The 12,164-nt window shown below is 38.1% G+C and carries 10 protein-coding genes; all 10 read left to right on the forward strand.

Features of this window, described 5'->3' with window-relative positions; translation table 11 throughout:
• The first annotated feature begins 9 nt into the window (after positions 1 to 9).
• The 10 genes from ACERJO_RS15620 (at position 10) to ACERJO_RS15665 (ending at position 12,027) form a co-directional block, all read left to right on the forward strand.
• Positions 10 to 942 (forward strand): glycoside hydrolase family 113, encoded by a 933-nt coding sequence (locus ACERJO_RS15620; RefSeq protein WP_373648091.1) that lies wholly within the window; start codon positions 10 to 12, stop codon positions 940 to 942.
• 182 nt (positions 943 to 1,124) lie between these two features.
• Positions 1,125 to 2,084 (forward strand): ROK family protein, encoded by a 960-nt coding sequence (locus ACERJO_RS15625; protein ID WP_247104598.1) that lies wholly within the window; start codon positions 1,125 to 1,127, stop codon positions 2,082 to 2,084.
• A 38-nt stretch (positions 2,085 to 2,122) separates the two neighbouring features.
• On the forward strand, positions 2,123 to 3,097 hold the full coding sequence (gene manA / locus ACERJO_RS15630; protein ID WP_373648092.1) for a mannose-6-phosphate isomerase, class I: 975 nt from the start codon (positions 2,123 to 2,125) through the stop codon (positions 3,095 to 3,097).
• 4 nt (positions 3,098 to 3,101) lie between these two features.
• On the forward strand, positions 3,102 to 4,064 hold the full coding sequence (locus ACERJO_RS15635) for an alpha/beta fold hydrolase (RefSeq protein ID WP_373648093.1): 963 nt from the start codon (positions 3,102 to 3,104) through the stop codon (positions 4,062 to 4,064).
• An 80-nt stretch (positions 4,065 to 4,144) separates the two neighbouring features.
• Positions 4,145 to 5,932: an ABC transporter ATP-binding protein gene (locus ACERJO_RS15640; RefSeq protein WP_247104601.1), complete on the forward strand. Its 1,788-nt coding sequence runs from the start codon at positions 4,145 to 4,147 to the stop codon at positions 5,930 to 5,932.
• 62 nt (positions 5,933 to 5,994) lie between these two features.
• Positions 5,995 to 6,582, forward strand: a complete 588-nt coding sequence (locus tag ACERJO_RS15645; protein WP_373648094.1) for a DUF624 domain-containing protein — start codon at positions 5,995 to 5,997, stop codon at positions 6,580 to 6,582.
• A 363-nt stretch (positions 6,583 to 6,945) separates the two neighbouring features.
• The gene (locus ACERJO_RS15650; RefSeq protein ID WP_247104603.1) at positions 6,946 to 7,872 is read left to right on the forward strand and encodes a carbohydrate ABC transporter permease; all 927 of its coding nucleotides are present in this window, start codon (positions 6,946 to 6,948) and stop codon (positions 7,870 to 7,872) included.
• Entirely contained in the window at positions 7,872 to 8,705 is an 834-nt protein-coding gene (locus ACERJO_RS15655) for a carbohydrate ABC transporter permease (protein WP_373648095.1), read from the forward strand. The genes ACERJO_RS15650 and ACERJO_RS15655 overlap by 1 nt, the downstream gene beginning before the upstream one ends.
• 143 nt (positions 8,706 to 8,848) lie before the next feature.
• On the forward strand, positions 8,849 to 11,035 hold the full coding sequence (locus tag ACERJO_RS15660; protein ID WP_373648096.1) for an alpha-galactosidase: 2,187 nt from the start codon (positions 8,849 to 8,851) through the stop codon (positions 11,033 to 11,035).
• Positions 11,036 to 11,058: 23 nt separating this feature from the next.
• On the forward strand, positions 11,059 to 12,027 hold the full coding sequence (locus tag ACERJO_RS15665) for a glycoside hydrolase family 113 (protein WP_373648097.1): 969 nt from the start codon (positions 11,059 to 11,061) through the stop codon (positions 12,025 to 12,027).
• Positions 12,028 to 12,164: the final 137 nt, after the last annotated feature.

Raw genomic sequence — 12,164 nt, forward strand, 5'->3', positions numbered from 1 at the left:
GTTTGCGTAATGAACTTTATTAAAGGAATGACTTGGGGTTGGGTTGGTATCCGTGGGCAATGGGCGACGGAGGAAGCGAAGCACTCTATGAAAGAAATGAAAGAGCGTTTAGCTGTGAATTGGACTGCAATTGCGTTTCAAGGGCTACAAGAAACAGCACATTCGACAGAGATTAATTACAAAGATGGTACGGTCGTAACAGATGATGAAGTGTATTGGGCTATTAATGAAGCAAAAGATTTAGGTTTGTCTGTTTGCTTAAAACCTGTTGTTAATTGCTCTGACGGAACATGGAGAGCACACATTAATTTCTTTGATCTTGATGTCCCTTGTGAACCGAAATGGTCAGAATGGTTTGAAAGTTACACGAATTTCATCTTACATTATGCCAAAATAGCTGAAGAGACAGATTGTGAAATGTTCTGTGTTGGCTGTGAAATGGTACAAACCGATCGCCGTGAGCAGGAATGGCGAGAACTAATTCGTAAAGTACGTGAAGTGTATTCAGGTGTTGTTACTTATAATTGTGATAAATACCAAGAAGGCCAAGTGAAATGGTGGGATGCGGTCGATGTTATCTCATCTAGCGGCTATTATCCTGTTGATTCCTGGGATGAACACATTCAACGTATTAAAAAAGTCGTTAAACGATGGGGAAAGCCGTTTTTCTTTATGGAGGCAGGCTGTCCTAGTCGATTCGGATCGCCGATGGTTCCGAATGATTGGAATTTAAACAAAGGGCAAGTGAGTGAAGAAGCCCAAGATGACTATTATAAGGAAATGTTTTCTAAGTTAGATAATGAAGAATGGTTCGGTGGTTACATGCTTTGGGATTGGCCAGCTCATTTATATGAACGCGATCAAGCTTCTTCGAATGATGATTATTGCATGTACGGCAAAAAAGCAGAGAAAACCGTTCGAAATTATTATTCATCTAAATAGATGTACCAAAAAAAGTCAGATCAGAAAGAAGGCCTTCTGGTCTGACCTCTTTCATTCTGCCCTTATTTCTAAAAGTCAGTAAGTACTTTCTGGATGTACGAAGGTTCTTGAAATGTCGTTGTACATTTCTTATAGTAAAGTGAGCGTTAAGGAAATAATTAAGTAGAAAGTAGGGGGAAGTATTGTATTTAATTGGAGTTGATTTAGGAGGTACACAAATACGAGCAGGTCTTTTTACTGAATTTGGTGAGCTGATTAAAAGAGAAAGTACGCTAACTCAGGCCAAAGAAGGACCGGATGCTGTTATGAAACGATTAATCTCATTGATTGAGCGAGTGAGCGATGAAACGATTAAAATAGAAGGGAAACAAGCGATACTAGGAATTGGGATAGGATCTCCAGGACCATTAGATGTGTTTCAAGGGACGATTCTATCGCCTCCGAATTTACCTGGTTGGGTAAATATTCCTTTAAGAAATATTCTTGAAGAACACTTTCATGTACCTGTTTATCTTAACAATGATGCTAATGCTGCTGCCTTGGGGGAATATTACTTTGGGGCAGGAAAAGGGAAAAGAAATATGGTGTATATGACGATAAGTACGGGAGTAGGGACAGGAATACTAGATAATGGTCACTTGCTGTTAGGAGTCAATGGAAGTTCAGCAGAGGTTGGACATATGAGCCTAAACCCTGATGGTCCTGTATGTGGCTGTGGGAATCGAGGCTGTCTAGAAGCATATACCTCAGGTACAGGGATTATGAATAGAACAAAAGAGCGATTACGAGAGAGTTCAGTTAATAGTGTTTTAAGAGATAAGAATCCAATTACGTCTAAAGACGTTTTTGATGCAGCCAAAAGAAACGATGAGTTAGCATTAGAGATTGTTGAAGAAACGAGAACATTTTTAGGTGTAGGACTTGTTAATGTTATCCACTTATATAACCCAGAATTAATCATTTTCGGAGGAGGAGTGAGTAAGGTAGGGGACTACTTATTCAATCCTGCCATTGAGTTTGCCAAAGAGAAAGCGATGAAACCTCTGGCTGATCATTTGCAATTCAAAATGGCACAGTTAGGCGACGATGTTGGTTTAATTGGGGCGGCTGCATTAGTGAAATATAACGAAACACAGTCATAGAAATGTCTGGATTCCAAATATTGAACAGGAGGATGAAAATGTATAATGAACCGATTTTTCTAGAACCGAAATTTAAAGATCGCATTTGGGGTGGAAAGAAGCTTAGGGAGCTTTTTGGCTATACGATTCCGACTGAGACGACAGGTGAGTGCTGGGGGATATCAGCGCACGAGAATGGTCCCTCGACCATTCAAAATGGTCCATTAGCTGGTCGGACGCTAATTGATGCTTGGAATGACCATCGAGAGCTATTCGGAAATGAAAAGGGTGAGCAATTTCCTCTTTTAGTGAAGATTTTGGATGCGAATAAAGACTTATCTGTCCAAGTTCATCCCGATGATGACTATGCACGTGTAAATGAAAATGGTGAGCTCGGTAAAACAGAATGCTGGTATGTGATTGATTGTGAAGAGGGTGCAGAATTGATCTTAGGTCATCACGCTCAAACGAAAGAGGAATTCGTAACATTGATAGAAAAAGGAGTGTGGGATAAATTGTTAAAGAAAGTGCCTATTTCTCCAGGGGATTTCTATTATGTCCCGAGTGGTACTGTTCATGCCATTGGAAAAGGGACTCTTATTCTTGAAACGCAGCAAAGCTCAGATACGACTTATCGAGTGTATGACTATGATCGTATTGATGATAAAGGAAATGCGCGTGAGCTACATATTCGTCAATCAATTGATGTAACGACAATCCCACATCAGGATACATATCCAGAACAAACGGAGTTGAGCGATCAAGGTCTAGTAAAGAAAAAACTAGTGTCACAGGAGTACTTTACTGTCTTTCATGGAACGTTAGCAGGCGCGTATGAAACAGAGCATACAGAAAATTATTTATTAGTTAGTATTCTAGCTGGTGAAGGTGAGGTTGTTGTTAATGGAACATCTCATCATTTTTCAAAGGGTGACCATTTTATTATTCCTGCAACTGTTGAACGTTATGAATTAATAGGAAATGCCGAAATGATCTATTCATATTCCACAGTTAAAGAAAAGAAGTGGGGGTAATATTATGCCATTAATTGATATGTCTCTTGAAGAGTTAGTTGAATATAAAGGAAGAAATCCGAAGCCGAAAGATTTTGATCAGTATTGGGAAAGAGCATTAGCAGAAATGGAGGCAGTTGATGCTAAAGTGGATTTTGTTCGGAGTGAATTCCAAGTTCCATTTGCTGAATGTTTCCATTTATATTTTACAGGAGTGAAAGGGGCCAGAATACATTGTAAGTATGTGAAGCCGAAATATACCTCACAACCTCATCCAGCAGTTATTCAATTTCATGGCTATACGGTTAACTCAGGAGAATGGGCTAGTTTATTAAGCATTGCTTCATTAGGTTATTCAGTCATAGCGATGGACGTACGTGGGCAAGGTGGATATTCAGAGGATACCGGAGGAGTGAGGGGGAATACTCATCATGGTCATATTATTCGTGGACTCGATGATGAGGGAGCAGATCACTTACTTTTCCGTCATATCTTTTTAGATACAGCTCAAATTGCTAGGATTGTGATGGATTTACCAGAAGTGAATGAAGAAAGGGTTATTGCAACAGGGTGGTCACAAGGTGGTGCGTTAACATTGGCTTGTGCTGCCTTAGAACCAAGAATTAAAAAAGCCGCCCCTGTTTATCCTTTTTTAAGTGATTATCAGCGGGTGTGGGAAATGGATTTAGCGAAGGATGCTTATCATGAGCTGAAAGAGTACTTTAGACATTTTGATCCTCAGCATAAACGTGAAGAAGAGATATTTACGAAGCTAGGCTATATCGATATTCAGCATTTAGCACCACGTATAAAAGCAGATGTATTAATGGCCGTTGGGTTAATGGATACAGTGTGTCCACCGTCGACACAATTTGCAGCATATAACAAAATAACATCTTCTAAACGTTATGAGCTGTACCCAGATTTCGGACATGAGCACCTGCCAGGTCATCCTGATCGTATTCTTCAATATATTTTAGATATATAAGATAGTAATGGGGTGTCTTAAAAGAAGGACTTTTGAGACACCTTCAGTTATTTTAGGAATTTCTTTAAGGAGTGGGTTTTATGGGGGAGAAGAAAAATCAATCCTTTAATTATGAACCGTTATTTAGCGGGAATGAGGTGAAGCAGGGGAGGGCTTTACATACGTTTTTGCAATTATACAAGGGGCAAGTAAGAAATATTGTTTTATCTTTTATTTTCTTTTTGATGAAGCATTCACCTGTGTGGGTCATACCTGTTGTGACAGCTAATATGATTAATATAGCTAGTGCTCCAGATGAACGAAATGTAGCAGAATTGTGGATCAATTTTGCTGTTGTCGTTTTAGTTATTGTGCAAAACATTCCTTCTCAAGTGCTACATGTTAGTTTCTTAAGCAAAGCTTCAAGACATGTTGAAGCAGGATTAAGAAGTACGTTAATTCGTAAATTACAGCATTTGTCGATATCCTATCATAGTGAGTTGCGCTCGGGGAAATTACAAGCAAAGGTACTTCGAGATGTAGAAAATATTGAGGTTCTCTCTAAACAAGTGATGTTTACTTTTTCTGCTGCGGTTACAAATGTGGTTGTAGCGATAACAGTAACGGCTTTTCGTGATGGAACGATGGCTTTATTTTTTATTTTGGTCATTCCTCTTGCGATTGGTTTAGTTATCCTCTTCAAGAAAAGATTGAGACAACGTAACCGAGAATTTAGAACGCAAATTGAAGTGATGTCAGGTCAAGTGGCGGAAACAGTAAATATGATCCCTGTTACAAGAGCTCATGGACTTGAAGATTTAGAAATTAAAAAAACGGATTCTACGCTAAAGGACCTAAAGGGAAAGGGGTATAAATTAGATATTGCTGAAGCGTTCTTTGGCGCATCAGGTTGGGTCGTTTTTCAAGTGTTTCAAATGATTTGCTTAATTTTTACAGCATACCTCGTGTATAGTGGACAAATGCCAATCGGCGATATTGCTCTGTATCAAGCTTATTTTACAACGATACTCATGTCAGTGAATCAGATTATAAATGTGTACCCTCAATTAGCAAAAGGCTATGAATCGATTATTTCGGTCTCAGAAGTGTTATTTTCAAAAGAAATGGTTGAATATCAAGGTGAGAAGCGACTGGGACATTTAAAAGGGCAGTTTACATTTGAAGATGTGAGCTTTCATTATAAAGATACGAAGAAGCATGTTCTTAATCGTTTTAATTTAACTGTGAAGCCTGGAGAATGTATAGCCTTTGTCGGGGAATCAGGTGCAGGCAAATCAACAGTTCTAAGCATGGTAGTTGGTTTTTATCGCCCAACGGAAGGGAGGATTTTAATCGATGATGTCTCTTTCGATGACCTAAACATGCAGGCATACAGGCAAAGAATTGCGGTTGTTCCTCAAAATACGGTACTATTTTCCGGATCAATCAGAGACAATATAACATATGGATTAGATAATGTATCTGAGGGGCAACTTCAGCAGGTTGTACAAATGGCTAACCTTCACGATGTTATTGCGGAAATGCCAGACGGATTGAATACGTTAATTGGCGAGCATGGTGGTAAGCTTTCAGGGGGGCAACGCCAACGTATTGCCATTGCTCGTGCTCTAGTTCGAAACCCTGAAGTGATCCTATTAGATGAAGCGACTTCTGCATTGGATAATAAGTCTGAATTTCACGTGCAAGAGGCGATTCGTGAGCTAATTAAAGGACGTACGACATTTATTGTGGCACATCGGCTATCTACGATAAGGGATGCCGACCGAATTGTTGTCATGAAAGAAGGGAAATGTGTGGAAGTAGGAACGTTTGATGAATTAATGGAAAAACAAGGTGAGTTTTATCAGTTGAAAAAAATGCAACATTAAATAAATAGAGCTGATACATTTGACGATTATTATATCAGCTCTATATAAGTAGGTGTTTAATCATGATGGACATGACTTTTATAACAAGGGTATATTATTATATTCAAGCAAGTCTTCTTTTTTGGCTATTTGTTTTAAGAGGATTTGTTGTGTATGGATTAATTCCGGCGACAGCGGGGTTGTTTGCCGTGATAGCTGATGTGAAGCGTGGGAGAATGGACGAAGAGGATGTGTCAATTGCTCAGATGTATACGAGTTATTATCGGATGTATTCTACTTATAAATGGGGTTCGTTTTTATTTGCATTAGTGTTTGCGTTGCTGTATATGACTACGTTTTTATTAAACGAATCAACTACGGAATACTCATTAATAGGATTAATCGTCATGTTATATTTATTAGCACTATTTTTATTGCTTTTTACGTATACGTCCTATCTTATTACAGAAGGGAAAGTACTTTTCCTTCATCAAACTGTCGGAATTAGTTTTGTCTTAGCTATAAAGAATCTTCTGAGATCTGTTTTCTTACTTGTAGGTATGTTTTTTTTGTATTATATGGGAACGCTAAATCTTTTAGTGTTTGCTGTAAGTGCACCGGCTTTGTACGGCATCATGGTTCGAGCATTAATGACGAATTTAAACAAATAATTTAACTTATATATTCATGGTTGACACGTAAACGTTCTCATAATAAGATAAGGTTTAGATAATACTTTAACGATTACTTAATTAAAAAACCTTACCGTATTAATGCTGATTATAAATGGAGAAAACAGTAAAATTTTAGGGCGAAACGTACGATAGTGTCGTCATTTGATTTGTAAGAAAGCGTTATTATACGTTTGATTTCATGCCATTAAGTGATCGATGAACTAATATTTCGAGGGGAGAGCGTATGTAAGAAAGTAACATTTTGAATAGTCATAGGTCTTATTTAACTTATTGTGTATGAACCGAAAAGGGAAGGTTACTATAAAGCGTAAAGCTGAAAGTTTTTAAGGGGGTTTACTGATGGCAAATGTGTCTGAAAGTGTAAGCGATAAAAAAAAGGGTGGTTTAGGACTAGCTAATTTTAATTATCGCACACAACGAATTATTATTATTATTGCTTTTTCTCTTATACCAGTAGGGTTGCTAATAACGTTTTCGTACTTACCGTTGTTTAATATGATTGTGTACAGCTTTCATAATTGGAATGGAATGAGTCCAACTATGGATTTTGTTGGGTTCGGTAACTATGTCACGATTTTTACAAGACCTGAATATTTCTCGGTGTTTGTTGTTAGTTTGTATTACTTTGCGGCTACTTTCGTGCAAATGGGCTTAGCGCTTTATTTTGCTACACTACTCAGTTTTGAAGTAAGGTTGAAAAACTTTTTCAAAGGGGCTATTTTCTTTCCTTACTTATTAAATGGTGTTGCTATTGGCTTTATTTTCTTGTTCTTTTATCGTGAGGGTGGAACATTAGATAGCTTATTGGCTGTTTTAGGTCTTGGTGAGTATGCTCAATTGTGGTTAGGGAACCCTGATTTAATTAATATTTCTTTAGCGGGAACGTCTGTCTGGAGGTACATGGGTTTTAATTTCATTATATTTCTAGGGGCGATTCAATCCATTTCAAGTGAAATCTATGAGGCTGCTGAAATTGATGGTGCGAATAGATGGCATCAATTCGTATACATTATTTTACCTAGTATTCGCCGAGTTGTTGAATTGAATCTTATATTAGCTGTCAGTGGTGCGATTAGTGTATTTGAAATTCCGTTCATCATGACAGGTGGAGCTAACGGAAGTAGCACATTTGTTATTCAAACAGTAGATACGGCCTTTAAGTTTAGTCGAGTTGGACTAGCTTCTGCCATGGCGGTTGTTCTCCTAGTTATCGTAATTTTTGTTACGATACTTCAGAAATTTCTCTTTAAGGATAAGGAGGCTTAATGATGAGTTTAAGTGCAAGGTTTTTTTCAGTTGTTAAATATGTTTCATTAATATTAGGGGTTGCTGCTACAATTATACCGATTTTAGTTGTGTTGTTTGCATCCTTTAAAAGTAGAGAAGAATATGTTTCGACAGGTGCGCTAATCCCACCGCAAAGCTGGTTGAACTTTGAAAATTATACTAGAGCCTTCACTGAAGGGAGAATGTTACTTGGTTTTTTCAATACGTTCATTATTTTTGTGCTTGCTGTATCAAGTGCCATCCTTCTCGGATTAATGATTTCATATATATTAAGTCGCTTTCAATTTAGAGGTAGTAAGCTTATGTTAGGGTTATTCCTATTAGCGACATTAATTCCGGCGGTAACGACTCAAGTAGCAACGTTTCAAATTATTAGTGAATTAGGGCTATTTAATACGAGATGGTCAGCGATTATTTTATTCATGAGTACAGACATTATTGCAGTTTTTGTTTTCTTGCAATTCCTTGATCGTGTATCTGTTTCATTGGATGAGTCAGCGATGCTAGATGGAGCTTCATATTTCACCATTTTTAGGAAGATCATTGTACCACAGCTAAAACCAGCTATTGCAACAATCTTCATTATAAAAGGTGTAGCGGTCTATAACGATTTCTATATACCGTACTTATATATGCCGAAAGCAGAATTACAAGTTATATCTACGGCCTTGTTTAAATTCCAAGGGCCTTATGGAGCGCAGTGGGAAATTATATGTGCGGGTGTCATCATTGTTGTGATTCCGACATTGATTATATTCCTTGCATTGCAGCGTTATATTTATAACGGATTTTCAGAAGGTTCGGTTAAATAAAACGGTTCGTTTTACTATATTAGGGGGCGCAAAGGATGACGACAGTTTTCTTTTGAAGCTCCTTTTTTTGAAGGATGAAGCGAATGAACAAGATGATTGAGATGTTAGGTTAATTGAAAAAATTGAAATAAGGGGGATTATAAATGGGAATTACATATGATGGGCAAACAAAGACATTTCACTTACAATCGGAAAGGACGAGCTACATTATCCAAGTGTATAACGGGTATTTGGCTCACTTGTATTGGGGCAAAAAAATCGACTCCTACAATCATGGGACGAAGCTACGCTTTAAAGATCGATCGTTTTCACCTAATCCGGACCTTACTGAACCATTATTTTCATTAGATACGATGCCTCAAGAATATCCGGCATTTGGGAATACTGATTTTCACATACCTGCCTATCAAATTCAATTAGAAAACGGCACAACGGTGACTAATTTTCAATATAAGTCACATCGCATAGTGAAGGGAAAAGATGAACTTGACGGTTTGCCTGCAACTTATGTAGAGTCAGACAGCGAAGCCCAGACGTTAGAGCTGACTTTAATCGACGAAGTGATAGATGCAGAAATTATTGTGAGTTATACGGTGTTCACAACGTTTGATGTCATGACACGTTCAGTTCGGTTTGTGAATAATGGCAGCAAAAAGCTCAAGCTCTTAAAAGCAGCAAGTGTTAATGTAGATTTCCGTGAATCTGATTTTGAGCTAATCACGTTGCCTGGAGCGTGGTCTAGAGAGCGTTATATGGAAAGAGAAAAATTGCGATCTGGTATACAAATGATTGAAAGTCGGCGTGGAGCAAGTAGCCATCAATTTAATCCATTTTTAGCGCTTGTCCGACCTGAAACAACCGAGGAATTCGGGGAGGTATTTGGTTTTAACTTGGTTTATAGTGGGAATTTTCAAGCTTCTGTTGAAGTGGATCAGTTTCAATACTCGCGTGTGACGATGGGAATTAATCCATTTGATTTTTCATGGGTGTTAGATCCAGGACAAACGTTTCAAACTCCTGAAGCTGTCATGGTCTATTCAGATCAAGGTTTAGGTGGGATGTCTAAGACGTTTCATCATTTGTATAGAGATCGATTATGTCGTGGGAAGTACCGTAATCAACTACGTCCAATTCTCATTAATAACTGGGAAGCGACCTATTTTGACTTCAATGAAGAGAAAATAGTTGATATTGCAAATGCAAGTAAACAATTAGGTATTGAATTGTTTGTTCTAGACGACGGTTGGTTTGGGAAACGGAATAGTGATAAAGGGTCATTAGGAGATTGGTTTGTTGATCGTGATAAACTACCAAATGGTATTGAGCATTTAGTTAATCAGATTGTAGGGAATGATATGCAATTTGGTTTGTGGTTTGAGCCAGAGATGATTTCTGTAGATAGTGATCTGTATCGTGCACATCCTGATTGGTGTATTCATGTTCCTGATCGTTCACGTTCGGAAGGGCGTAATCAATTAATACTCGACCTAACTAGGAAAGAAGTGTGTGATGAGGTAATAAAGAGAGTATCAGATATTTTAGCGAGTGCTCCTATTAGTTATGTGAAATGGGATATGAACAGGCATATGACGGAGGTCGGTTCAATTTCACTTCCTGCAGAGCGACAAAGAGAAACGGCACATCGTTATATTCTTGGTGTGTATTATGTTATGGATCAGATCACGAATGCATTTCCGGATGTGTTGTTTGAAAGTTGCTCAGGTGGTGGTGGGCGATTTGATCCAGGAATCCTATATTATATGCCTCAAACGTGGACAAGTGATAATACGGACGCGATATCGCGTTTGAAAATCCAATATGGAACAAGTCTGATTTATCCTATTAGCGCGATGGGATCCCATGTTTCAGCTGTTCCGAATCATCAAGTGAATCGTATGACTTCATTAGATATTCGTGGTCATGTCGCGATGTCTGGTAATTTTGGTTATGAATTAGATGTATCGACATTAAGTGAAGAAGAAAAGATGGAAATCAAGGAGCAAGTTAATTGGTACAAGGGAGTTAGACCGATTATCCAATTTGGGGATTTTTATCGATTGAAAAGCCCATTTGTACAATCACATACATCATGGATGTTCGTTTCCGACGATCAAACGGAAGCGGTCCTTGCTTATTTCAGTACATTGGCAGAAGCGAATGCTCCTTTTACGAAAGTGAAGCTAAGAGGGCTTGATCCAAATAATGTATATAAAATTGTTGAGTTAGATCAGGAGTTTACGGGTCAAGAATTAATGTACGCTGGTGTAAATATTCCGGAACTGCATGGTGATTTTCAAAGTATCATGTGGACATTGCAAGCTAAGTATTAACAAAAGAATAGAGGGATAATGTTATGAAGGAACTTTTTATTAAAGGTATGACCTACGGCTGGAATACAACAAGAGGTGCATATCGTACAGCAGAAGCGGTTGAATCAATGAAAAAGCTAAAGGAGACTGGGAGTGAGTGGATCGCTCTATCGTTTTTTACTTATCAAGAAACGTTCTCTTCAACTGATATTATATTTGATTATGGCTTTACAATGACAGATCGTGATATTGAATTTGCAGTTAGACAAGCGAAAGAGCTTGGATTAAAGGTTTGTTTGAAGCCGGTCGTAAATTCTAGGGATGGTTTATGGCGTGCGCGAATTGGATTTCCGAAAGATGCAGATGCGTATTGGGAGAAGTGGTTTGTCTCTTATACGAACTTTCTGCTTCATTATGCGGAGCTTGCTGAGGAGCTAGAGTGTGAAATGTTCTGTATTGGTTGTGAGATGATTGATACAGAATCAAGAACAGACGAATGGTATCAGGTCATTAAAGAAGTTAAAGCTGTGTATAATGGACCTTTAATTTATAATGCTAACCATGGTAAGGAAGAAGGGGTTGACTGGTTTGATCAAGTCGATCTAATTGGCACGAGTGCGTATTATCCAGTTGCAAATGTACCAGGTGATTCGGAAGAAAATATGATGAAAAACTGGGAGACGGTAAGGGATAAACTTCAAAAGCTACATGAGAAATTTAATAAGCCAATTGTTTTTGTGGAGATTGGGTGTCGGAGTGCAAGAGGTTGTGCGACAATGCCTTGGGATTTTGAACATACTGAGTTGCCTTTTGATGAAGAGGAGCAGGCGAGATTTTATAGTTCAGTATTAAAGGTTTTTTGGGATGTTCCGTGGTTTGCCGGTTTCTTCTGGTGGGATTGGAAAACAAAGCTATACGCTTTAGAGAAAGCGAAGGAAGATGTTGATTTTGATATTTATGGGAAGAAAGCGGAAACGGTTTTAAAGCAATGGTATAGCAAAGATAACAGGTGATTAGAAACTAGTATAATAATCCGAGAGGGAGTTGGTTGAGAAAACAGCTTCCTCTTCTTTTCGTAGTGTTTAAAAAGGAGTGTATATTTCCATATATTAGTATGGTTAAAAACATGTTTCAATATAATATAAATATG

Origin of the sequence: Halalkalibacter sp. AB-rgal2 (genome assembly GCF_041821005.1) — a bacterium.
Taxonomy (GTDB): Bacteria; Bacillota; Bacilli; order Bacillales; family Bacillaceae_D; genus Halalkalibacter.

Coding starts and splice junctions, on each gene's coding strand:
- ACERJO_RS15635 (WP_373648093.1), top strand. CDS start 3,102: ATGCCATTAATTGATATGTCTCTTGAAGAGTTAGTTGAATATAAAGGA.
- ACERJO_RS15650 (WP_247104603.1), top strand. CDS start 6,946: ATGGCAAATGTGTCTGAAAGTGTAAGCGATAAAAAAAAGGGTGGTTTA.
- ACERJO_RS15660 (WP_373648096.1), top strand. CDS start 8,849: ATGGGAATTACATATGATGGGCAAACAAAGACATTTCACTTACAATCG.
- ACERJO_RS15640 (WP_247104601.1), top strand. CDS start 4,145: ATGGGGGAGAAGAAAAATCAATCCTTTAATTATGAACCGTTATTTAGC.
- ACERJO_RS15665 (WP_373648097.1), top strand. CDS start 11,059: ATGAAGGAACTTTTTATTAAAGGTATGACCTACGGCTGGAATACAACA.
- ACERJO_RS15645 (WP_373648094.1), top strand. CDS start 5,995: ATGATGGACATGACTTTTATAACAAGGGTATATTATTATATTCAAGCA.
- ACERJO_RS15655 (WP_373648095.1), top strand. CDS start 7,872: ATGATGAGTTTAAGTGCAAGGTTTTTTTCAGTTGTTAAATATGTTTCA.
- manA (WP_373648092.1), top strand. CDS start 2,123: ATGTATAATGAACCGATTTTTCTAGAACCGAAATTTAAAGATCGCATT.
- ACERJO_RS15620 (WP_373648091.1), top strand. CDS start 10: ATGAACTTTATTAAAGGAATGACTTGGGGTTGGGTTGGTATCCGTGGG.